The 24284-nt window shown below is 74.7% G+C and carries 10 protein-coding genes and 2 pseudogenes; 8 read left to right on the forward strand and 4 right to left on the reverse strand.

All coding sequences use genetic code 11. From position 1 onward, the window contains the following. The first annotated feature begins 701 nt into the window (after positions 1-701). Positions 702-2741, forward strand: coding sequence for a M4 family metallopeptidase (locus LUW75_RS05570; protein ID WP_250334623.1), 2040 nt, complete (start codon positions 702-704; stop codon positions 2739-2741). A 250-nt stretch (positions 2742-2991) separates the two neighbouring features. Here LUW75_RS05570 and glgP read toward each other — a convergent pair whose 3' ends face one another. After that, positions 2992-5637: an alpha-glucan family phosphorylase gene (gene glgP / locus LUW75_RS05575; RefSeq protein ID WP_250334624.1), complete on the reverse strand. Its 2646-nt coding sequence runs from the start codon at positions 5635-5637 to the stop codon at positions 2992-2994. Positions 5638-6422: 785 nt separating this feature from the next. On the opposite strand from glgP, the gene LUW75_RS05580 reads away from it, so the two are divergent. The 4 genes and pseudogenes from LUW75_RS05580 to glgB all read left to right on the forward strand — a co-directional run bounded on the left by LUW75_RS05580 (position 6423) and on the right by glgB (position 14307). Continuing rightward, on the forward strand, positions 6423-8459 hold the full coding sequence (locus LUW75_RS05580) for an alpha-1,4-glucan--maltose-1-phosphate maltosyltransferase (protein WP_250337560.1): 2037 nt from the start codon (positions 6423-6425) through the stop codon (positions 8457-8459). Beyond that, entirely contained in the window at positions 8456-10249 is a 1794-nt protein-coding gene (treS, locus tag LUW75_RS05585; RefSeq protein WP_250334625.1) for a maltose alpha-D-glucosyltransferase, read from the forward strand. Before LUW75_RS05580 ends, treS begins: the two co-directional genes overlap by 4 nt. 207 nt (positions 10250-10456) lie before the next feature. Further along, entirely contained in the window at positions 10457-11905 is a 1449-nt protein-coding gene (locus tag LUW75_RS05590) for a maltokinase N-terminal cap-like domain-containing protein (RefSeq protein WP_250334626.1), read from the forward strand. A gap of 69 nt (positions 11906-11974) precedes the next feature. After that, positions 11975-14307: pseudogene (gene glgB, locus LUW75_RS05595) on the forward strand (1,4-alpha-glucan branching enzyme). Here the strand turns inward: glgB and LUW75_RS05600 are convergent. Beyond that, positions 14294-16508: pseudogene (locus tag LUW75_RS05600) on the reverse strand (HelD family protein). The pseudogenes glgB and LUW75_RS05600 sit on opposite strands and share 14 nt — an antisense overlap. 272 nt (positions 16509-16780) lie before the next feature. Then, positions 16781-18160 (reverse strand): cation:dicarboxylate symporter family transporter, encoded by a 1380-nt coding sequence (locus tag LUW75_RS05605; protein ID WP_250334627.1) that lies wholly within the window; start codon positions 18158-18160, stop codon positions 16781-16783. A 140-nt stretch (positions 18161-18300) separates the two neighbouring features. Between LUW75_RS05605 and LUW75_RS05610 the strand changes: the two genes are divergently transcribed. After that, a complete protein-coding gene (locus tag LUW75_RS05610) occupies positions 18301-19962 on the forward strand; it encodes a sensor histidine kinase (protein WP_250334628.1) in 1662 nt (553 codons plus the stop codon). Between the two features lie 59 nt (positions 19963-20021). Continuing rightward, the gene (locus LUW75_RS05615; RefSeq protein ID WP_250337561.1) at positions 20022-20738 is read left to right on the forward strand and encodes a response regulator; all 717 of its coding nucleotides are present in this window, start codon (positions 20022-20024) and stop codon (positions 20736-20738) included. 129 nt (positions 20739-20867) lie between these two features. On the opposite strand, the gene LUW75_RS05620 is transcribed toward LUW75_RS05615, so the two are convergent. Beyond that, positions 20868-21893: an ATP-dependent 6-phosphofructokinase gene (locus LUW75_RS05620; protein ID WP_250334629.1), complete on the reverse strand. Its 1026-nt coding sequence runs from the start codon at positions 21891-21893 to the stop codon at positions 20868-20870. 291 nt (positions 21894-22184) lie between these two features. Between LUW75_RS05620 and pta the strand changes: the two genes are divergently transcribed. Beyond that, on the forward strand, positions 22185-24269 hold the full coding sequence (pta, locus tag LUW75_RS05625; RefSeq protein ID WP_250334630.1) for a phosphate acetyltransferase: 2085 nt from the start codon (positions 22185-22187) through the stop codon (positions 24267-24269). Positions 24270-24284: the final 15 nt, after the last annotated feature.

Raw genomic sequence — 24284 nt, forward strand, 5'->3', positions numbered from 1 at the left:
GGCCGAGGGCCCGTGTTCCCTCCACGCGCGGGGTCCCCGAGGTCCCACCCGTCACAGCGGCGACCGGAACACGGGTGATTTTCGGCCACGCACGGGTGTCGTACCGACGGAAGGGCACCGGTCCGGCCCCGTCGGCGAGGCGCGTCCCGCGGGCGCCCGGCCCCGGCGAGCGCCCGCGGTTCGGGTGCCGGCTCCGCACTCCCCACCCCGTCGCCCCCGCCTCCCGCCGCGCGCGGCGGGAGGCGGGGGCGACGTCCACGGGCACGGCCGTGACGACCACCGGCTCGACCTGCTCGGCGGGGTGCGGACCGAGGCGACGGCACGGGAGGGGCGGGCCCGCGCGGCCCCGCCCGGCGGCGGACCGGCCGGAAGGCTTCGCGCGGCCGGCCGCGGTGCTCCCTCGCGGCCGCTTCCGGGCGACCGCGGGGCACGGAGGAGGGCGAGGGCCGGGTGCGGAACGCCTACGGCCCCGTCCCCTCCCGACGCGGCCGGTCTCACAGCGGGTTGACGCTCGGTCAACGCGTCCGGGACTTCGGGTAACGGGAAGTTTTCAGCCATTTTCTTGACGCGCCCCTGACACGTACACCCGTGCGATGCCAGTCTTCCCCCGTTCTCCCCACGTCCCCACGTCCCCACCCGTTCTACCCGAACCGCCCGAGGGCCCACCCCGCCCCGGTACCCCCCTCGCAAAGGAGTCCCGCGTGAGATCCACGCCATCCCGTCGAGCGACCGCCACCGGCGCCCTGATCGCCGCCGCCGCCATGCTCGCCGTGGGAGTCCAGACCGGCTCCGCCACCGCCGACGACGGACGGAACGTCCCGGCCCCCAAGCGCCAGACCACCGCCCAGGCCGACCCGGGTGCCCTGCCCGCCGACCTCTCCCCCGCCCAGCGCACCGCGCTCATCCGCGCGGCCGACGCGGGCAAGGCCGCCAAGGCGAAGGAGCTCGGTCTCGGCGCCCAGGAGAAGCTCGTCGTCCGCGACGTGGTCCAGGACCGCGACGGCACGACCCACACCCGTTACGAGCGGACCTTCGCCGGGCTGCCGGTCCTCGGTGGCGACCTCCTGGTCACCGAGGACGAGGCCGGCCGCACCGAGAGCGTCGCCAAGGCGTCCCGCGCGGAGCTGAAGAACGTCGACACGACCGCCGACGTGGCCCCGGCCGCCGCCGAGCGGCAGGCGCTCACCGCCGCCCGCGCGGAGGGCTCGAAGGCGTCGGAGGCGGAGCGCGCGCCCCGCAAGGTCGTCTGGCTCGCGGAGGGCAGGCCCGTCCTCGCGTACGAGACCGTCGTCGGCGGCCTCCAGCACGACGGCACGCCCAACGAGCTGCACGTCGTCACCGACGCCACCACCGGCGAGAAGCTCTACGAGTGGCAGGCCGTCCACAACGGCACCGGCAACACGCAGTACAGCGGCCAGGTCACCCTCGGCACCGCCCAGTCGGGCAGCTCCTACACGCTGACCGACACCGCGCGCGGCGGCCACAAGACGTACAACCTCAACCGCGGCACCTCCGGCACCGGCACGCTGTTCTCCGGCGCCGACGACACCTGGGGCAACGGCACCCCGTCCAACCTGGAGACCGCCGGCGCCGACGCCCACTACGGGGCCGCGCTGACCTGGGACTACTACAAGAACGTCCACGGCCGCGCCGGCATCCGGGGCGACGGCAGGGCCGCGTACTCGCGCGTCCACTACGGCAACAACTACGCCAACGCGTTCTGGCAGGACAGCTGCTTCTGCATGACGTACGGCGACGGCGACAACAACGCCAAGCCGCTCACGTCGATCGACGTGGCCGCCCACGAGATGACCCACGGCCTGACCTCCGCCACCGCCGGCCTGGTCTACAGCGGCGAGTCCGGCGGCCTGAACGAGGCGACGTCCGACATCTTCGCCGCCGCCGTCGAGTTCTACGCCAACAACAGCAAGGACGTCGGCGACTACCTCGTCGGCGAGAAGATCGACATCCGGGGCAACGGCACGCCGCTGCGCTACATGGACAAGCCCAGCAAGGACGGCTCGTCCAAGGACTACTGGTACTCGGGCATCGGCAGCATCGACGTGCACCACTCGTCGGGCCCGGCGAACCACTGGTTCTACCTGCTGTCCGAGGGCAGCGGCACCAAGACCGTCAACGGCGTCGCCTACGACTCGCCGACCTCGGACGGGCTGCCCGTCACCGGCATAGGCCGCGACAAGGCCGCGCTCATCTGGTTCAAGGCGCTCACCACCAAGTTCACCAGCACCACCAACTACGCGGCCGCCCGCACCGGCACGATCGCGGTCGCCACCGAGCTCTACGGCGCCGGCAGCCCCGAGGTGGCCGCCGTCCAGAACGCGTGGGCCGGCGTCAACGTCGGCGCCCGCGCCGGCGGCGGCACGCCCGGCGGCAAGGTCTTCGAGAACACCGCCGACGTGAACATCCCCGACGCCGGATCGGCCGTCACCTCGTCCGTCTCCGTGACCGGCATCACCGGCAACGCGCCGAGCGCGCTGCAGGTCGGCGTGGACATCGTCCACACCTGGCGCGGTGACCTGGTCGTCGACCTGGTCGCCCCGGACGGCACCGCGTACCGGCTCAAGAACGCGAGCGGCAGCGACTCCGCGGACAACGTCAAGGAGACGTACACCGTCAACGCGTCCAGCGAGGTCGCCAACGGCACCTGGAGGCTCCGCGTCCAGGACACGGCCCGCTACGACACCGGCTACATCAACGGCTTCAAGCTGACCTTCCCGTAGTCCCGGGGGCCGCACCGGCCCGCAGGGAGGCCGCCGCCCGCGAGACGGGCGGCGGCCTTCCGCGTGCCCGGGCCGGCCCGCGCGGCGCGGGCGCCGCGGCGGGGCCGGCTCGTCCTCCGGTACCGGGCCGGTCCCCCGTACGGCCGAGGGGAACGGGACCCGAGGGTGACGCCCGGCCCCGTACGGGACGGCAGGCTGGACACCGGGCCGCCGCCCCCCACGGGGAAGGGGGCGGCGGCCCGGGCGCGGATCAGCGCAGCAGGACGCCCGCTCCCTCCGCCGCCGACTCGGCCGGCAGCGCCACCAGCCCCAGGTCGGCACCGGCCGCGAGGAGCCGGTGCGCCGGCAGGACGCGGACCGTGTAGCCGAACGGCCCCGTGCGGTCCAGGGTCAGCGGGCCCTCGTACGCCCAGCGGCCCTGCTGGTCCGGGCCGCTGCCGCCGCCCGCCGGCTTCAGCGGGAACGTCCGGGCACAGGCCAGCGCGTCACGGGTGTCCACCCGGCCGGCGACCGCCTGGACCTCCACGTCCTCCGGGGTCAGGTCGCCGAGGGCGACCCGGACCCGCAGGATCAGCGTGGAGCCCAGTTCGGCGATCTCGCTGGCCTCGTCCGCCTCCACGTGGTCGACGGCCACCCCCGGCCAGGCCGCCCGCACCCGGGCCTTCCACCCGGCCAGCTCCCGCGCCGAGTCCGGGTCCAGGGAGCGGTGGGCCCGCGCCGCCGGGGTGTACAGCAGCTCCACGTACTCCCGCACCATGCGCCCCGCCAGCACCTTCGGGCCCAGGGACGTGAGGGTGCGCCGGACCATCGCGATCCACCGTTCGGGCAGCCCGTTCGCGCCCCGGTCGTAGAAGCGCGGCGCGACCCGCTGCTCGATCAGCTCGTACAGGGCGTGCGCCTCCAGGTCGTCGCGCCGCTCCTCGTCGGTGGTGGGACCGTCCGCGGTGGGGATGGACCAGCCGAAGTCCGGGTGGTACCACTCGTCCCACCAGCCGTCCCGGACCGACAGGTTGAGGCAGCCGTTGAGGGCGGCCTTCATCCCGCTCGTCCCGCACGCCTCCAGGGGGCGGAGCGGGTTGTTCAGCCAGACGTCGCAGCCCGGGTACAGCTTCTGCGCCATCGCCATGCCGTAGTCGGGCAGGAAGACGATGCGGTGGCGCACGCGCGGGTCGTCGGCGAACCGGACCATCTCCCGCACCAGCCGCTTCCCGCCGTCGTCCGCCGGATGGGCCTTGCCCGCGACGACGATCTGCACGGGCCGCTCCGGGTGCAGCAGCATCTCGCGCAGCCGGTCGCGGTCGCGGAGCATCAGCGTCAGCCGCTTGTAGGAGGGGACGCGGCGGGCGAAGCCGACGGTGAGGACGTCCGGGTCGAGGACCCCGTCGATCCAGCCCAGTTCGGCGGCGCCGGCGCCGCGTTCCCGCCAGGAGGCGTACAGCCGGGCGCGCACCTCGTGGACCAGCTGCTCCCGCAGGGAGCGGCGGAGCTCCCAGAGCGCGGCGTCGCCGACGTCCGCGACGGCGTCCCAGCGCTGCGAACCGCCCACGCTGAGGGCGTCCTCGGCCCGCTGGACGCCGATCTGCCGGGCCCCGAGCCGGAGCACCTCGGGCGCCACCCACGTGGGGGCGTGGACGCCGTTGGTGACGGAGGTGATCGGCACCTCCTCCGGCTCGAAGCCGGGCCACAGGCCGGCGAACATCGAGCGGCTGACGGCGCCGTGCAGGGTGGAGACGCCGTTGGCCCGCTGGGCCAGGCGCAGTCCCATGACGGCCATGTTGAAGACGTCCGGGTCGCCGCCCGGGTAGGTCTCCCGGCCCAGTTGGAGGACGCGGCCGACGTCCACGTCGGGCAGTTCGGCCCCGGGCCCGAAGTGGCGGGCCACGAGGTCGCGGTCGAAGCGGTCGATGCCGGCGGGGACGGGCGTGTGGGTCGTGAACACGGTCCCCGCCCGTACGGCCTCCAGGGCGGCGTCGAAGTCGGTGCCCCGGTCGGTCAGCTCCCGGATGCGCTCCAGGCCCAGGAAGCCGGCGTGGCCCTCGTTGGTGTGGAACACCTCGGGGGCGGGGTGGCCGGTGAGGGCGCAGTACGCCCGCACGGCCCGGACACCCCCCATCCCCAGGAGCATCTCCTGCAGCAGCCGGTGCTCGCTGCCGCCGCCGTACAACCGGTCGGTGACGTTCCGTTCGCCCGGCCCGTTCTCCTCGACGTCGGAGTCGAGCATGAGCAGCGGGACGCGGCCGACCTGCGCCACCCACACGTGCGCGTGGAGGGAGCGGCCGCCGGGCAGGGCGAGGGAGACCCGGAGGGGGCCGCCGTCGGGGCGGCGCAGCAGGGTCAGGGGCATCTCGCCCGGGTCGAGGAGCGGGTAGTGCTCCTGCTGCCAGCCGTCGCGGGAGAGCGACTGGCGGAAGTAGCCGTGCCGGTAGAGCAGACCGACGCCGACGAGGGGGACGCCGAGGTCGCTGGCGGCCTTGAGGTGGTCGCCGGCGAGGATCCCGAGGCCGCCGGAGTACTGCGGCAGGGCGGCGGTGACGCCGAACTCGGGCGAGAAGTACGCGACGGCGGCGGGCAGGTCGGCGCCGTCGCCCTCCTCGGCGGCCCGGTTCTGGTACCAGCGGCGGCCGCGCAGGTAGTCGTCGAGGTCGTCGGCGGCGGCGGTCAGGCGACGCAGGAACCTCCGGTCCCCGGCCAGTTCGGCGAGGCGCGCGGCGGACACGGCGCCGAGGAGCCGCACGGGGTCGCCGCCGGCCGCGCGCCACCCCTCGGGGTCGACGGCCTGGAACAGCTCGCGGGTCTCGGCGTGCCAGGACCAGCGCAGGTTGCGCGCGAGGTCGCTGAGGGGTCGCAGGGGGTCGGGCAGGACGGGGCGGACGGTGAATCGACGGATGGCCTTCACGTGTTCCACCTTCGCGGGGGAGATACGTACAGTGGCGGACACACCACGCTACGCGCCCGCCGTGCTGCCCAGACGGTAGTGCCCCGCCGCCGGTCGCGACCACGGCGCACGGCGCGCGCGGCACCGGGGGCGCGCGCGGAGGGCGCGCACACAGCGCACCCACCCCTGCACAGCACCCGCCCCGCGCGGACCCGGCGGCGGTGCGGCGATCCGCGGTGCCCCCGGCGGCGGGCCCCGCCCGGCCCACCGGAACCCGACGGCGGGGCCGTGCGGCGCGTCGGCCTCCCCGGCCCGTTCCGGCCGCCGCCCGCCGCGGGGCCGTCCGATCACCCGCCCGCCGCGGGGCCGTACGCCGCCTTCCGCGGGGCCGTACGCCGCCTTCCGCGGGCCCGCCGAGGGCGGTGGACCGCCCCCGGGCCCCCCGCGCGCCTCCCCGGCACGGCACGCCTCCCCGACCCCGGTACGCCTCCCGGCCCGGCGCGCCTCCCCGGCGCGGCGCGGGCCCGGACCGGGGTGGGGAGGGACCGACACTCCCGGCCGGGGCGCGGCCCGGCTTTTCCTCCGAACGGGGCCGGCCCTGGGCTGTCTGGCCTGACGTCCCGCGGGCGAACCGGCGGAAAACCCCCGGATTGCCCACCCGAGAGGTGTGGGAAGGCTCCTCCGGTAGCCGCCCACCCGAGTGAACCCGGAGAGGAGCGGTGATGCCCGCGCCGCGCCATGCTGCAACGGAGCAGTTACAAAGAGCGATATCTCGTACACAATCCTCAGGTGATGCTGTGAACGCGCTGATCGGTCGTATCCCCGTCCTGGACGTCTCCCCCCTCGTCGACTGCGGCAGAAGGCCCGCGAAGGCGGTGGTCGGCGAGACCTTCCAGGTGTCGGCCACGGTCTTCCGCGAGGGACACGACGCGGTCGCCGCCGACGTGGTCCTCACCGACCCGTCGGGGCGGCCGGGCCCGTTCACCCCGATGCGGGAGCTCGCGCCGGGCACCGACCGCTGGGGCGCCGACGTGACCCCGACCTGCGAGGGCCTGTGGACGTACCACGTGGAGGCGTGGAGCGACCCGGTCGCCACCTGGCGCCACGAGGCCGGCGTCAAGGTCCCCGCGGGCATCGACACGGAGCTGGTCCTGGCCGAGGGCGCCGCGCTGCACGAGCGGGCCGCGGACGGAGTCCCGAAGGACGAGGGCCGGGAGGCCGTCCTGACGGCGGTGGACGCGCTGCGGGACGTGCGCCGCTCCCCCGCCGAGCGGCTCGCCGCCGCGCTGTCCGGACAGGTGCGGGAGGTCCTTGACCGCCACCCGCTGCGCGAACTGGTCACCGCGTCGAAGCCGCTGCCGCTGCTGGTGGAGCGGGAGCGGGCGCTGTACGGGTCGTGGTACGAGATGTTCCCGCGCTCGGAGGGCGCCCACCGCGACGGGGACGGCCGGTTGGTGTCGGGGACGTTCCGCACGGCGGCCGAGCGGCTGCCGGCGATCGCCGCGATGGGCTTCGACGTGGTCTACCTGCCGCCGATCCACCCGATCGGCGGAACGCACCGCAAGGGACCGAACAACACGCTGACGGCCGGCCCCGACGACCCCGGGGTGCCGTGGGCGATCGGTTCGGCCGCCGGCGGGCACGACGCGGTCCACCCCGACCTGGGGACCCTGGAGGACTTCGACGCGTTCGTGGCGCGGGCGCGGGAGCTGCGCCTGGAGGTGGCGCTGGACTTCGCGCTCCAGTGCTCCCCGGACCACCCGTGGGTGCGCAGGCGGCCCGCGTGGTTCCGGCACCGGGCGGACGGCTCCATCGCGTACGCCGAGAACCCGCCGAAGAAGTACCAGGACATCTACCCCCTCGCGTTCGACGAGGACATGCGGGGCATCGTCCGCGAGACGGTGCGGGTGCTGCGGCACTGGATGGCGCACGGCGTGCGGATCTTCCGCGTCGACAACCCGCACACGAAGCCGGTGGTGTTCTGGCAGAAGGTCATCGCCGCCGTCAACCGCACCGATCCGGACGTGATCTTCCTGGCGGAGGCGTTCACCCGGCCGGCGATGATGAGGACGCTCGGCGCGATCGGCTTCCAGCAGTCGTACACGTACTTCACCTGGCGCAACACCAAGCAGGAGCTGACCGAGTACCTGACGGAGCTGTCCGGGGAGACGGCCGCCTGCATGCGGCCGAACCTGTTCGTGAACACCCCCGACATCCTGCACGCCTACCTCCAGCACGGAGGGCGGCCGGCGTTCGAGGTGCGGGCGGTGCTCGCGGCGACGCTGTCGCCGACGTGGGGGATGTACGCCGGGTACGAGCTGTGCGAGAACACCCCGCTGCGGGAGGGCAGCGAGGAGTACCTCGACTCGGAGAAGTACCAGTTGCGGCCCCGCGACTGGGCGGCGGCCGAGCGGGAGGGCCGCAGCATCGTCCCGCTCGTCACCGCGCTCAACCGGCTGCGGCGCCGCCATCCGGCGCTTCGGCGGCTCCGGAACCTCCGCTTCCACCACGCCGACAACGACGCGGTCATCGCGTACAGCAAGCGGCAGGGGTCGGACGTGGTGCTGGTGGTCGTGAACCTCGACCCCCATCACGCCCAGGAGGCGACGGTTTCGCTGGACATGCCGGATCTCGGCCTCGACTGGCACGAGACCGTGCCGGTGCGCGACGAGCTCACCGGCGAGACCTATCACTGGGGCAGGACGAACTACGTGCGCCTGGAACCGGGTGTCAGACCCGCGCACGTACTGGTGGTGTGCCGGGGACCGGGGGGCCTCTCCCCCGACCGGCGCGGTTCCGTCCTGCGACCGTCTCCCCCGATCGGAGGGTCACCCACATCATGACCGTGAACGAGCCCGTCCACGACACGTTCGAGGACACCCCCGCCAAGGACCGGGACCCCGACTGGTTCAAGCGGGCCGTGTTCTACGAGGTGCTGGTCCGCTCCTTCCAGGACAGCAACGGCGACGGCATCGGCGATCTGAGGGGCCTCACGGCCAAGCTGGACTACCTGCAGTGGCTGGGGGTCGACTGCCTCTGGCTGCCGCCCTTCTTCGACTCCCCGCTGCGCGACGGCGGTTACGACGTGTCCGACTACACGGCCGTGCTGCCGGAGTTCGGCGACCTGGCGGACTTCGTCGAGTTCGTGGACGCCGCGCACCAGCGGGGCATGCGGGTGATCATCGACTTCGTGATGAACCACACCAGCGACCAGCACCCGTGGTTCCAGGAGTCCCGCGCCCATCCGGACGGTCCCTACGGCGACTACTACGTCTGGGCCGACGACGACAAGCAGTTCGAGGACGCCCGGATCATCTTCGTCGACACCGAGACGTCGAACTGGACCTTCGACCCGGTGCGCAGGCAGTACTACTGGCACCGGTTCTTCTCCCACCAGCCGGACCTCAACTACGAGAACCCGGCCGTCCAGCAGGAGATCCTCTCCGCGCTGCGGTTCTGGCTGGACCTGGGCATCGACGGCTTCCGCCTCGACGCCGTCCCCTACCTCTACCAGGAGGAGGGCACCAACTGCGAGAACCTCCCGGCGACCCACGCCTTCCTCAAGCGGGTCCGCAAGGAGATCGACGCCGCCTACCCGGACACGGTGCTGCTCGCCGAGGCGAACCAGTGGCCGGAGGACGTCGTCGACTACTTCGGCGACTTCGCCGCCGGCGGCGACGAGTGCCACATGGCGTTCCACTTCCCGGTGATGCCGCGGATCTTCATGGCGGTCCGCCGCGAGTCCCGCTACCCCGTCTCCGAGGTGCTGGCCAAGACCCCGGCGATCCCGGCGGGCTGCCAGTGGGGCATCTTCCTGCGCAACCACGACGAGCTGACCCTGGAGATGGTCACCGACGAGGAGCGCGACTACATGTACGCGGAGTACGCCAAGGACCCGCGGATGCGCGCCAACATCGGCATCCGCCGGCGCCTCGCCCCGCTGCTGGACAACGACCGCAACCAGATCGAGCTGTTCACCGCGCTGCTGCTGTCGCTGCCGGGATCCCCGATCCTCTACTACGGCGACGAGATCGGGATGGGCGACAACATCTGGCTGGGCGACCGCGACGGCGTCCGCACCCCCATGCAGTGGACGCCCGACCGCAACGCGGGCTTCTCCTCCTGCGACCCGGGGCGGCTGTACCTGCCGACCATCATGGACCCGGTCTACGGCTACCAGGTGACGAACGTGGAGGCGTCGATGGCGTCCCCGTCGTCGCTGCTGCACTGGACGCGCCGGATGATCGAGATCCGCAAGCAGAACCCGGCCTTCGGGCTCGGCTCGTACACCGAGCTGCCGTCGTCGAACCCGGCCGTCCTCGCCTTCCTCCGCGAGTACGGCGACGACCTGGTGATGTGCGTGCACAACTTCTCGCGCTTCCCGCAGCCGACCGAGCTGGACCTGCGGCAGTTCAACGAGTACCACCCGGTGGAGCTCATCGGCGGGGTCCGCTTCCCCGCCGTCGGCGAGTGGCCCTACCTGCTGACCCTCGCCGGGCACGGCTTCTACTGGTTCCGGCTGCGCAGGGACGCGGTGCTCCCCGCGAGGGCCGCCGCGTCCGCCGGGCGCCCCGCCGGGGGCGCGGCCGGACGCGCCGCCGAACCGGCGGGCGCGGCCGCGGCACACCGCTGACGGCGCGTTCCCGCCCCCGCGCCCCCGCACGACGGGGCGGGGCGTTTCCCCCGCTCCGCCCTGGGCACTGTCCCCCGTACGTCGATTCGGGTCTATAAGGACCATCCCCGCCCGACACGTCCCGCACAGCCGGACAGCTCATGCCGATTCCGGGACACTCTGCACATTCCGTGCATTCTGTAGTACCCGGGGAAAGGACGCGCTGCCATGTCGGAGACCGCATCCACCGCCCGGGCACCCGCCGCCCTGCTGCCGTCGCTGGCGCCGCTGCTCCACGAATGGCTGCCGCGCAGACGGTGGTTCGCCGGGAAGGGGGAACCCGTCACCGGCTTCACCCTCGTGTCGGCCACCGAACTGCTCCCGCCCGGCGCCGCCGGACCCGGGCTGCTGCACCTGCTCGTCCGCGTGCGGCAGCCCGGCGCCGACGTCCCGCCCGCCCCGCCCGGCGACTGCTACCAGCTGCTGCTGGGCGTGTGCGACACCCTCCCTCCCCGGCTCGCCCCCGCCCTGGTCGGGCGTGCCACCCGGGGGCCGCTGGCGGGGCGCACCGTGTACGAGGCGCTCCAGGACCCGAGGCTCGCCTCGCTGCTCCTGGAACGCCTCCGGTCGCCCGGCGCGGCCGGCCCGCTGTCCTTCCACCGGGCGGCGGCCGTCCCCGGCGGGCTGCCCCTGCGCGTGCTGGACGCCGAGCAGTCGAACACGTCGCTCGTCTACGGCGACGCGTACATCCTGAAGGTCTTCCGGCGGATCCACCCGGGCGCCAACCCGGACCTGGAGCTGCCGCTCGCCCTCGCCCGCTCCGGCTGCCCCCGGGTGCCCGCGCCCGTCGCCTGGTACGAGGCGGGGTCCGGCCCGGACGGCTCGACGCTGGGCGTGCTCCAGCCGTACCTGCGCGGCTCGCGGGACGGCTGGCGGCTCGCCCTCGACGCGCTGGCCGCCGGCCGCGACTTCGCCCCGGAGGCGCACGCCCTGGGCCGGGCCACCGCCGAAGTGCACACCGCCCTGGCCCGGGCGCTGCCCACGGCGGCGCTCACCCGGCGCCGGGCACGGGAGCTGGCCGTCGCGATGAGCCGCCGCCTGGACGCCGCCGCCCGGGCGGTGCCCGCGCTCGTGCCATACGTCCCCGGGCTGCGCGCCGCCTTCGAGGCCGTCGCCGCGCTCGCCGGGGACGGCGCCCGGCACGTCCAGCGGGTCCACGGCGACCTGCACCTGGGGCAGGTGCTGCGCACCCCGGACGGCGAGTGGTCGGTGATCGACTTCGAGGGGGAGCCCGCCAAGCCGCTCGCCGAACGCCGCCGCCCGCAGCCGCCGGTGCGGGACGTCGCCGGGATGCTGCGCTCCTTCGACTACGCCGCCCACTCGCACCACCCGCGGCGGCCGGGGTGGGCGGAGCGCTGCCGTGAGGCGTACTGCTCCGGCTACGCCGACGCGTCCGGCCGCGACCCGCGTGCCGACGGGGCGCTGCTGCGCGCGTACGAGACGGACAAGGCGGTGTACGAGGTCGTCTACGAGGCCCGGCACCGCCCCGACTGGCTGCGCGTGCCGATGGCGGCCGTCCGCCGCCTGGCCTCGCCACCGGACGCGGATCCGGTCCCTCCGTCCTCCGGGCGGGCGCTCTCCGGGTCTCCGCGGTCCTCCCCCGACCGGCTCGACTGACCCGGCGCCCGCCCCGGGCCCGTCCGTCCCGCCCCACTCCACCCCACTCCATCGAGGAGGACCTCTCCCGTGACCCCCCGCCGTCCGACCCGCAAACCGCCCACGACGAGGACCGCGCAGCCGGTCGTCACCCCCATGGAGGCCCCCGCGCCGGAGGCGCCCGCGCAGGGCTCCCCCGGGCCGGCCGCCCCCGCGGCGCCCGCCGCGGCCCGCCGGCCGCCCCGCCCGCGGGAGGAGGGCGACGGGGTGCCGGCGCAGCCCCTGGAGGGCGCCGACCGGGCGCGGCTGCTCGCCGGCGAGCACCACGACCCGCACGGGCTGCTGGGCGCCCACGCGGTGCCGGAGGGGGTGGTGTTCCGGGCGCTGCGCCCGCACGCCCGGAGGGTCGCCGTCGTCCTGCCCGGCGGGGAGCGGCACGCGCTGCACGACGACGGCGACGGCCTGTTCTCGGGCGTCCTGCCGCTGCCCGGGGTGCCGGCCGGCCACCGGCTGCTCGTCTCGTACGACGAGGCCGACCTGGAGGTCCACGACCCGTACCGGTTCCTGCCCGCGCTGGGCGAGCTGGACCTGCACCTGATCCGGGAGGGCCGCCACGAGGAGCTGTGGACGGCGCTCGGCGCCCACGTGATGACCCACCAGGGCGTGGCGGGGACGCGCTTCACGGTGTGGGCGCCGAACGCGCGCGGGGTGCGGCTGGCCGGGGACTGGACGTTCTGGGACGGCACCGGCCTGCCGATGCGCTCGCTGGGCGCCAGCGGGGTGTGGGAGCTGTTCGTGCCCGGCGTCGGCGAGGGCACGCTGTACAAGTTCGAGGTGGTCGGCCCGGACGGGCACCACTCGCTGCGCGCCGACCCGATGGCCCGCCGCACCCAGTGCCCGCCGGAGACCGCCTCCGTCGTCACCGCCTCGCACCACGAGTGGCGGGACGGGGAGTGGATGGCCCGCCGGGGGAGCGCCCGGTGCACGAGGCGCCGTTCTCCGTGTACGAGGTGCACCTGCCGTCCTGGCGGCCGGGGCTGTCGTACCGCGAACTGGCCGAGGTGCTGCCGGCGTACGTGAAGGACCTCGGCTTCACCCACGTGGAGCTGATGCCGGTCGCCGAGCACCCCTACAGCCCGTCGTGGGGCTACCAGGTCACCTCGTACTACGCGCCGACGGCCCGGCTGGGCACGCCGGACGACTTCAGGTACCTGGTGGACCGGCTGCACCGGGAGGGCATCGGGGTCCTGGTGGACTGGGTGCCGGCGCACTTCCCCAAGGACGACTGGGCACTGGCCCGCTTCGACGGGACCCCGCTGTACGAGCACCCCGACCCGCGCCGCGCCGAGCACCCCGACTGGGGGACGCTGGAGTTCGACTACGGCCGCACGGAGGTGCGCAACTTCCTCGTGGCGAACGCCGTGTACTGGTGCCAGGAGTTCCACATCGACGGCCTGCGCGTCGACGCGGTCGCCTCGATGCTGTACCTGGACTACTCGCGCGAGTACGGCGAGTGGGCGCCCAACGAGTACGGCGGCAGGGAGAACTTCGACGCGGTCCGCTTCCTGCAGGAGATGAACGCGACCGTCTACCGCCGCTGCCCCGGCGTGGTGACGGTCGCGGAGGAGTCCACGGCCTGGGAGGGCGTGACCCGCCCCACCGACCGGGGCGGCCTCGGCTTCGGGCTGAAGTGGAACATGGGCTGGATGCACGACTCGCTGGTGTACGTCTCCAAGGAGCCGGTGCACCGCAAGTACCACCACGACGAGATGACGTTCTCGATGGTGTACGCGTACAGCGAGAACTACGTGCTGCCGATCTCCCACGACGAGGTGGTGCACGGCAAGCAGGCACTCGTGTCGAAGATGCCGGGCGACTGGTGGCAGCGGCGCGCCAACCACCGCGCGTACCTGGGCTTCATGTGGGCCCACCCCGGCAAGCAACTGCTGTTCATGGGGCAGGAGTTCGCGCAGGGCGCGGAGTGGTCGGAGGCGCACGGCCCGGAGTGGTGGCTGCTGGCCGACGACTACCACTCGGCGGGCGACCACCGGGGCGTGCGGGACCTGGTGCGCGACCTGAACGCGGTGTACGGGGCGACGCCCGCGCTGTGGGAGCGGGACACCGTCCCCGAGGGCTTCCGGTGGGCGCTGGGCGACGCCGCCGACGACAACGTCTTCGCGTTCGTGCGGTACGACGCGCAGGGCTCCCCGCTGCTGGCGGTGAGCAACTTCTCGCCGGTGGTGCGCGACGGGTACCGGCTGTGGGCCCCGGAGTCCGTGCCCGTCTGGGAGGAGGTCCTCAACACGGACGCCGTGCGGTACGGCGGCAGCGGCGTGCGGAACGCCGGCCCGCTGAAGCGCGAGGCGGACGGCGTCCGCCTGACGCTGCCGCCGCTGGCCACGGTCTGGTTCAGGCCGGCCTGAGCCGTACGGTGCCCAGGCGCCGGGTCGCGCGGGTCAACGCCACGTACAGGTCGTTGACGCCGTGCGGCCCGGCGGCGCGGATCGCGTCCGGATCGGCGACGACCACCGTGTCGAACTCCAGGCCCTTGGCCTGCCGCGGGTCGAGGAGGACGACGGGCCGGGTCAGGTCCGGGTCGGGGCCGTGCGACGCGCCGGGGAGCGCGGCGGCGAGGGCGGGGTGGTGGGCGGCGGGCGCGATGACGGCCAGCCGCCCCTCGTCGCGGGTCTCGCGGGCGACCGCCTCCGCGACGGCGGCGGGCAGGTCGTCCGTCATCGTCTCCCAGGGCCGCACGCCGGTGGAGCGCACGGAACGCGGCGGCCGGAAGTCCGGCTCCTCGGCGCGCCGCACCTCCGCGGCGACCTCCATGACCTCGGCGGGCGTGCGGTAGTTCACGCCGAGCGTGACGTGCTCGTAGCGGTCCCCCACGTACGGGGCGAGGATCTCCCGCCAGGAGCCGCAGCCCGCCGCGTCACCGGTCTGGGCGGGGTCGCCGACGAGGGTCATGGAGCGGGTGGGGACGCGGCGCATCAGCAGCCGCCAGGCCATAGCGGACAGCTCCTGCGCCTCGTCGACGACGACGTGCCCGAACGCCCAGGTGCGGTCGGCGGCCGCCCGCTCGGCGGCGGTGCGGCGGTCCTCCTCCTCGTGGCGCTCCGCGAACCGCTCGGCGTCGACGACGTCGTGCGCGGCGAGCACCTCGGACTCCTCGTCCTCGAACTCGTACGTCCGCGAGCCGTACGACACGTCGAGGACGCCCTGCGCGTAGGCGACGCGCCGGGCGCGCTCGCGGGCGGCGGCGGCCCGGGCGGCCGAGTCGTCCTCGCCGAGCAGTTCCGCCGCCTCGTCGAGGAGCGGCACGTCGGCCGGGGTCCAGGGGGAGCCGGGCTCGCGGCGCACGAACTCCGCCTCGCCGTCGGGCAGGTAGCCGTACGGGGCCTCCAGGAACCGCTCGACCAGCCGCTGCGGGGTGAGGACCGGCCACAGCCGGTCGACGGCGGCGTGCACCTCGGCGCTGGCGGCGACCTCCTTGCCGAGCTGGGCGACGTCGGAGGCGTCGAGGAGGTTCGGCCCGCCGTGTGGGGTCGGCGCCGAGCCGGTCCACGAGCCGCGCGGTGAGCGCGTCGACGATCCGGGCGGCGAAGCGGGGCCGGGCCAGGTTGTGCGGGAGGCCCGTGGAGCGGGCGTCCCGGCGGGCGTCCTCGGCCGTGTCGCGGTCGAGGAGGAGGGTGCCGTGGTCCTCGTGGTCGATCTCCAGGGGCTCCCGGGTGGGCGGCACGGTCTGCTGGTCGCGGACGAACCGGGCGAGGACGTCCGCCATGGCGGCGCGGCCCTTGATCTCGGCGGCCTCCGGGGTGTCGGCGCCGGTCGCGCGGACGCCGGGGAACAGCTCGCCCACGGTGGCGAGCAGTACGCCGGTCTCGCCGAGGCCGGGCAGCACGTCGCCGACGTACCGCAGGAACGCGGCGTTGGGCCCGACCACGAGCACGGCCCGGCGGGTCAGCAGTTCCCGCTGCGCGTACAGCAGGTAGGCGGCGCGGTGCAGGGCGACGGCGGTCTTGCCCGTGCCGGGGCCGCCCTCGACGACGAGGACGCCCTGGTGCGGGGCGCGGATCACGCGGTCCTGCTCGGCCTGGACGGTCCGCACGATGTCGGTCATCCGGCCGGTGCGGGCGGCGTCGAGGGCGGCGAGCAGCACGGCGTCGGCGTCGCGGCCCTCGTGTCCGCTGCGCGTGGTGTCGCGCAGGTCGAGGATCTCGTCGTGCAGGGCGGTGACCTCGCGGCCCCGGGTGGTGAGGTGGCGGCGCCGGACGAGGCCCATGGGGGTGTGGCCGGTCGCCAGGTAGAAGGGGCGGGCCACCTCGGCGCGCCAGTCGACGACGAGCGGGGTGCGCTCGGCGTCGTCCCCGCGGATGCCGATGCGCCCGATGTGGTGGTCCCCTCCGTCCCGGAACACCAGCCGTCCGAAGCACAGCCCCTGGTCGCCCGCGTGGTATGCGGCGAGCAGCCCGGACTGCTCGGCGACGGCCACGTCCCGCTCGATCCGCGCCTGCCGCCCGCCGGCGTCGCTCCCCAGCGCGTCCCGCACGGCGGCCTCGGTCCGCTCGCGCAGCACGTCGAGCCGGTCGTAGAGCCCGCTGACGAACCGCTGCTCCCCGCGCAGCGCCTCCGTCTCCCCGATTGACAATTCCACTCCCGACGCGATAGGATTTGCTTGTTGATTCCGCACGCCTATTCGCCATGCCCGCGCACGGAATCATCCACTCTACGCGTCTTCCGCCCCGCCCACCATCGGCGCGGGGCTTCTTCATGCCGCGGGCCGGGCGGCGCCGGTCCCGCCGCGCCACCGCCGGTACGCGCCGGGGCCCCGCCGAAGCGGCGTGGGAACGGACCCGTCCCGCTCCCACGCCCCACCCGTCGACCGGCCGCCGGCCGTCAGTGCCCGGTGGGCTCCTCCGCCCCGGTCGGCCGCCCGGCCGTCCGGGCGGGCGCGTCCGCCGCCGCCGCGTCCTCGCCGGCCGGGCCGTGCCCGTCGTCCAGCAGCGTCGTCTCGTCGAACGGCGCCCGTCCGGCGAGCACCTCCGCGGCCCGCTCCTTGTCGATCTCCCTCGTCCAGGTACCGATCAGCACCGTCGCGACCGCGTTGCCCGCGAAGTTCGTCAGGGCCCGCGCCTCGCTCATGAACCGGTCGATGCCGACGATCAGGCCCACGCCGTCGACCAGCGCCGGCTTGTGCGACTGGAGTCCGCCCGCGAGGGTCGCGAGCCCGGCGCCCGTGACGCCCGCCGCGCCCTTCGACGCGATGACCATGAAGACCAGGAGCGAGATCTGATCGCCGAGCGCCAGCGGCTGCCCCATCGCCTCGGCGACGAACAGCGCCGCCATGGTCAGGTAGATCGCGGTGCCGTCCAGGTTGAAGGAGTAGCCGGTCGGCACGGTGATGCCGACGACCGGCTTGCTGACGCCCAGGTGCTCCATCTTCGCGATGAGCCGCGGCAGCGCCGACTCGGACGACGACGTGGACAGGATCAGCAGGAACTCCCGCGCCAGGTACCTGAACAGCGCGAACACGCTGACCCCGGCCACCAGCCGCAGCAGCCCGCCCAGCACGGCGAAGACGAAGACGACGCAGGTGGCGTAGAAGCCGAGCATGATGACGGCCAGCGACTTCAGCGCGTCCACGCCGGTCGAGCCGACCACCGCGGCGATGGCGCCGAACGCGCCGACCGGCGCCGCCCACATGATCATGGCCAGGATGCGGAAGACCAGCCGCTGGACGTGCCCGACGCCGCGCAGCACCGGCTCCCCCGCCCGGCCCATCGCCTGGAGCGCGAAGCCCGCGAGCAGCGCGACCAGCAGCGTCTGGAGGACCTCGCCCTCCGTGAACGCCGACACCAGGGTCTTGGGGATGATCCCCAGGAGGAAGTCGGCGGTGCCCTCGCTCGCCCCCTCGGTCTGCTGCTCGCCCGCCGCGCGGGTCTCGGCGGTGATGTGCAGCCCGGCGCCGGGCTGCAGCAGGTTGCCGACGACCAGGCCGATGGCGAGCGCGACGGTCGACATGACCATGAAGTAGCCGAGGGCCAGGCCGCCGACGGCGCCCACCTTCGCGGCCTTGCGGACCGAGCCCACGCCCAGCACGATCGTGCAGAAGATCACCGGCGAGATCATCATCTTGATGAGGTTGACGAAGCCGGTGCCGAGCGGCTTGAGGCCCTTCGCGACGTCCGGCGCGGCGAAGCCGACCGCGATGCCGAGCACGACCGCCGCGATGACGGCCAGGTAGAGATAGTGGGTGCGTTCCCGCCGTGCGGCCACGGGGTCCTCCTTCGAAGCGGTCGGTCCACGTCCCGGTGGATCCCCGCGACTATCCACCACCCCTGTGAACCGGGTCACCCTTGCGTTCGTTTTGTTCTCACGCTTCGTTCACCCGTTTCCGGCCGGGCAGACTGGACCGCATGCGTTTTCCCCGCCCCCGGAGCCTCGCCGGCCAGCTGTTCGCCATGCAGGCCGTGCTGGTGGCGGTCGTCGTGGCCGGGTGCGCGGTCTTCGCGTACGTCACCGACCGCGCCGAGGCCGAGGAGACGGCGCGCCGGCAGGCCACGGCCACCGCGACGGCCGTGGCCGGCTCCCCCTCGGTCGTCGCCGCCGCCCGCTCGGACGACCCGACGGCCGCCCTCCAGCCGTACGCCGACGCCCTCACGGGCGGGCGCGGGGTGACGTTCGTCGTGGTGATGGCCCCGGACGGGACGCGCTGGACGCACCCCGAGCCGGACCGGATAGGCGGGACGTACCTGGGCCACATCGACGCGGCGCAGCGCGGCGGGACGCTGACGGAGACGTACGAGGGGACGCTGGGCCGGTCCGTGCGGACGGTCACGCCGGTGTGGCACCGGGACCGGGTCGTCGCCCTGGTCAGCGCGGGCATCACCGTCGACCGCATCAGCGAGCAGCTGCGGCGGCAGGTGACCGCGCTGCTCGGCTTCGCGGGCGCGGCGCTGGCGCTGGGCGCGGTCGGCACGTACGTGGTCAACGCGCGGCTGCGGCGGCACACCCACGGCATGAACGCCACCGAGCTGGGCCGGATGCACGACTACCACCAGGCCGCCCTGCACGCGGTGCGCGAGGGGCTGCTGATGCTGGACGGGCGGCGGCGGATCGCGCTGGTCAACGACGGGGCACGGGAGCTGCTGGGCCTGCCCGGGGACGCCGTGGGCACCCCGGTCGCCGACCTGGGGCTGCCGCCGTCGCTGACGGGAGCCCTGCTGGCGGCCGAGCCGCGCCAGGACGAGCCGCACCTGACGGCGGACCGGGTGCTGGTCGTGTCGACCCGGCCCGTGGTGGGCGGGCAGCGGCGCGGCACGGTGGTGACGCTGCGGGACCGCACCGAGCTGCAGGCGCTGGCCGGGGAGCTGGACTCCGAGCGGGGCTTCAGCCGGGCGCTGCGCGCGCAGGCGCACGAGGCGGCGAACCGGCTGCACACGGTCGTGTCGCTGATCGAGCTGGGCCAGGTGGAGGAGGCGGTCGGGTTCGCGACGGCGGAGCTGGAGCTGGCGCAGGCGCTGACGGACCGGGTGGTCGACGCGGTCGGCGAGCCGGTGCTGGCGGCGCTGCTGCTCGGCAAGTCGGCCCAGGCCAGCGAGCGGGGCGTCGAGCTGGTCCTGGCGGACGACAGCCGGATCGACGACGGGGTGCTGCCGCCGGGCCTCGCGGCGCGGGACCTCGTCACCCTCCTGGGCAACCTGGTCGACAACGCCGTGGACGCCGCGCAGGGCTCGGCGGGCTCGCGGGTGACGGTGACCCTCGCCGCGGCCGACGGCGAGCTGCTGCTGCGGGTCGCGGACACCGGGCCGGGCGTGCCGCCCGCCGAGGCGGAGGCGGTGTTCGCGCGCGGCTGGTCCACGCGCGGCCCCGGGCGGGGCCTCGGCCTGCCCCTGGTGCGCCAGGCGGCCCACCGCGCGGGCGGCCGCGTGGAGCTGGGCACCGGCCCGGAGGGCGGCGCCGAATTCACGGTACGGCTGCCGCTGGCGGACGCACCGCACCGGGCGGGCGCGGACGGGGCGGAGTCGGGCCGGGCGGGGGCGGGGACGACCGGGGCGGGGACGGAGGCGGCGGGGTGAGCGCGGACACGGGCGGCGGGGCCGGGGCGGACGGCGGCGCGGACGGGGGCCCGCCCGGCATCCGGGTGCTGGTCGTCGAGGACGACCCGGTCGCCGCCGACGCGCACGCCCTGTACGCGGGGCGCGTGCCGGGCTTCCGGGTCGTCGGCGTCGTCCACTCGCGCGCCGCCGCCGTACGGCTGCTGGAACGGACGCCCGTCGACCTGATCCTCCTCGACCTGTACCTGCCGGACGGCCACGGGTTGCAGCTCCTGCGCGGGCTGCGGGCCGCCGGGCACACGGCCGACGTCATCGCCGTGACCTCCGCGCGGGACCTGGCGGTCGTACGGGAGGGCGTGTCGCTGGGGGTCGTGCAGTACGTGCTGAAGCCGTTCACGTTCGCCACGCTGCGGGACCGGCTCACCCGGTACGCCGAGTTCCGCGCGGCCGTCGGCGAGGCGTCCGGGCAGGACGAGGTGGACCGGGCGCTCGCCGCGCTGCGCACCCCGCGGCCCGCCGCGCCGCCCAAGGGCCTGAGCGGCCCGACCCTCGCCGCCGTGGCCGGCGCCCTGCGCGCGGCGCCCGACGGGCTGACCGCCGCCGAGGCGGGCGCCGCCGTGGGCGTCTCCCGGATCACCGCGCGCCGGTACCTGGAGCACCTGGTGACCGCCGGGCGGGCGGAGCGCAGCCCGCGGTACGGCCAGGTCGGACGCCCGGAGTTCCAGTACCGGTGGCGCCCGGAGGCGGACGGCCGCCGACCGGGCGGACCGGGTACGGCACCCGGTCCCGCCGCGTAGGGAGCCGCGCGCCCGGCACGGGCCGGGCGTCCCGCCCCGGCGGGCTCGGAGGCCGGCGGGGCGGGAAGGCGAACGGCCGCCCTGCGCCGTCCGGCGCCCGGGTTCGGGGGCGCGGTGGCCGCAGGACGGTCAGAAGACGGACTCCGCCTCCAGCATCCGGTCCTCCGGCACCGTCTTCAGCCGCGTCGTCGCGTCCGCGAGCGGTGCCGTCGTGATGGCCGTGCCGCGCAGCGCCGTCATCCCGCCGAAGTCGCCCCGGTGCGCGGCCTCCACCGCGTGCCAGCCGAAGCGGGTCGCGAGCACCCGGTCGTACGCGGTCGGCGTGCCTCCCCGCTGGACGTGGCCGAGGATCACGGGCCGGGCCTCCTTGCCGAGGCGCCTCTCCAGCTCCTTGGCGAGCCGGGTGCCGATGCCCGTGAACCGCTCGTGCCCGTACTGGTCGATCTCGCCCTTGCGGTACTCCATGGAGCCCTCCGCCGGGCGCGCGCCCTCCGCGACGCAGACCACCGCGAACTTCTTGCCGCGCGCGAACCGCTCCTCGACCATCTTGACCAGGTCGTCCACCTGGAAGGGCCGCTCCGGCAGGCAGATGCCGTGGGCGCCGCCGGCCATGCCGGACTCCAGGGCGATCCAGCCCGCGTGACGCCCCATCACCTCGACGACCATCACGCGCTGGTGCGACTCGGCGGTGGTCTTCAGGCGGTCTATGGCCTCGGTGGCGACCATCACCGCCGTGTCGAAGCCGAAGGTGCGGTCGGTCGACGAGATGTCGTTGTCGATGGTCTTGGGGACGCCGACCACCGGCATGCCCGCGTCGGACAGCATGCGGGCCGCCGTCAGCGTCCCCTCGCCGCCGATCGGGATGAGGACGTCGATGCCGTACCGGCGCTGCAGCTCGCCGCAGTTCTCGGCGGCCTCCCGCAGCCGGGAGCGCTCCAGCCGGGCCGAGCCGAGGATCGTGCCGCCGCGGGCGAGGATGCCGCTGACGGCGTTCAGGTCGAGGGGCCGGTAGTGGCCGTCGAGGAGGCCCTTGAACCCGTCCTCGAAGCCGATGACCTCGTCCCCGTGGCCCGTGATCGCGCGGTGCACGACCGAGCGGATCACGGCGTTCAGGCCGGGGCAGTCGCCGCCTGCGGTGAGAACTCCGATGCGCATCGTGCTGTCTCTCCTGCTCGGTAGTGGATCGCCGTGCCGTGGGGGATGACCCGAATTGTTCCACGGGGCGCGCGCCCCCCGCCCCGCCGACCGCTCGACCGGGGTCCCCGGGCGGGGCCGCCGGGGCCGCCCGGAACGGGGCCGCGACCTTCGCGTTCCCCCTCCCGCCCAGCGGGCGCTTTACTCACTCGCACGGGTATTGTCAAGAGGGTGTGAATTCCTCTCCTGAGGTGTTCTTTCGCCGATACGGAGCACTGGTCGCACACTCCCTTGACGGACAGGAGACACGGCGTGGCGCGCAGCGTGTATGTGACCGGGATCGAGCGCGGGGACGGCCGCCAGGTCGTCGAGCTGGGGGTGATGGAGCTCCTCACCCGCCAGGTGGACCGGGTGGGGGTGTTCCGCCCGCTGGTGCACGACGGGCCGGACCGCCTGTTCGAGCTGTTGCGCGCCCGCTACCGGCTGCCGCAGGACCCGGCGACCGTGTACGGCACGGACTACGCGCACGCGGCCGCGCTCCAGGCCGAGCAGGGCACCGACGCGCTCGTGTCGCACCTGGTGGAGCGGTTCCACGCGGTGGCGCGCGCGTACGAGGTCGTCCTCGTCCTGGGCACGGACTTCGCCGCCACGCAGCTCCCCGACGAGCTGGCGCTCAACGCCCGCCTGGCCAACGAGTTCGGCGCCTCCGTCGTCCCCGTCGTCGGCGCCAAGGGCCGGTCCGCCGACGAGGCGCGGGCCGAGGCGCGCAACGCCTTCCGCGCGTACGACGGGCTCGGCTGCGACGTCCTGGCCATGGCCGTGAACCGGGTCGCCGCCGAGGACCGGGAGGCGATAGCCGAACGGCTCGCGGCCCGCCTCCCCGTCCCCTGCTACGTCCTGCCCGACCAGCCGGCGCTCTCCGCCCCGACGGTCGCGCAGATCGCCCACGCGCTGGGCGCCCGCGTCGTGCTCGGCGACGACTCGGGGCTGGCGCGCGACGCCCTGGACTTCGTCTTCGGCGGCGCGACGCTGCCCAACTTCCTCAACGCCCTGACCCCCGGCTGCCTGGTCGTGACCCCCGGCGACCGCGCCGACCTGGTGGTGGGCGCGCTGGCCGCGCACTCGGCCGGCACGCCCCCCGTCGCCGGCGTCCTGCTCACCCTGAACGAGCAGCCCGGCGAGGAGGTCCTCACCCTCGCCTCCCGCCTGGCCCCCGGCACCCCGGTGATCGCGGTCAGCGGCAACAGCTTCCCCACCGCGCAGGAGCTGTTCGCGCTGGAGGGCAGGATGACCGCGGCCACCCCGCGCAAGGCGGAGACCGCGCTGGGCCTGTTCGAGCGGCACGTCGACACGGCCGACCTGCTGAAGCGGATCTCCGTGGCGCGCAGCGGCCGCGTCACGCCGATGATGTTCGAGCACGAACTGCTGGAGCAGGCCCGCGCCGACCGCCGCCGGGTGGTCCTGCCGGAGGGCGCGGAGGAGCGGGTGCTGCGCGCCGCCGACGTGCTGATCCGCCGCGACGTGTGCGACCTGACGCTGCTCGGCGACCCGGACGCCATCCGCAGGAAGGCCGCCGACCTGGGCGTCGACCTGTCCGGCGCGCAGCTGGTCGACCCGGTCGCCTCCGAGCTGCGGCAGCGCTTCGCGGAGCGGTACGCGGAGCTGCGCGCCCACAAGGGCGTCTCGGTGGAGCTGGCGTACGACGTCGTGTCGGACGTCAACTACTTCGGCACGCTGATGGTGCGGGAGGGCCTCGCGGACGGCATGGTGTCGGGGTCGGTGCACTCGACGGCGGCGACGATCCGGCCCGCGTTCGAGATCATCAAGACGAAGCCGGACGCCTCCATCGTGTCGTCGGTGTTCTTCATGTGCCTGGCCGACGAGGTCCTCGTGTACGGCGACTGCGCGGTCAACCCGGACCCGGACGCCGAGCAGCTCGCCGACATCGCCGTCCAGTCGGCCGCCACGGCCGCCCGGTTCGGCGTGGAGCCGCGGATCGCGATGCTGTCGTACTCGACCGGCACCTCGGGGTCGGGTGCGGACGTGGACAAGGTCCGGGAGGCGACGAAGCTGGTCCGCGCCGGGCACCCGGAGCTGAGGGTCGAGGGGCCGATCCAGTACGACGCCGCCGTGGAACCGTCCGTCGCGGCGACGAAGCTGCCGGGGTCGGAGGTGGCGGGCCGGGCCACCGTGCTGGTCTTCCCGGACCTGAACACGGGCAACAACACCTACAAGGCCGTGCAGCGCTCGGCGGGCGCCGTGGCCGTGGGCCCGGTGCTGCAGGGCCTGCGCAAGCCGGTCAACGACCTGTCGCGCGGCGCGCTCGTCAGCGACATCGTGAACACGGTGGCCATCACCGCCATCCAGGCGCAGGCCGTGCCGCGCGGCTCCGCGTGACCCGCCCGCTCCCCC

The sequence above is a fragment of the Streptomyces sp. MRC013 genome, from assembly GCF_023614235.1.
Taxonomy (GTDB): domain Bacteria; phylum Actinomycetota; class Actinomycetes; order Streptomycetales; family Streptomycetaceae; genus Streptomyces.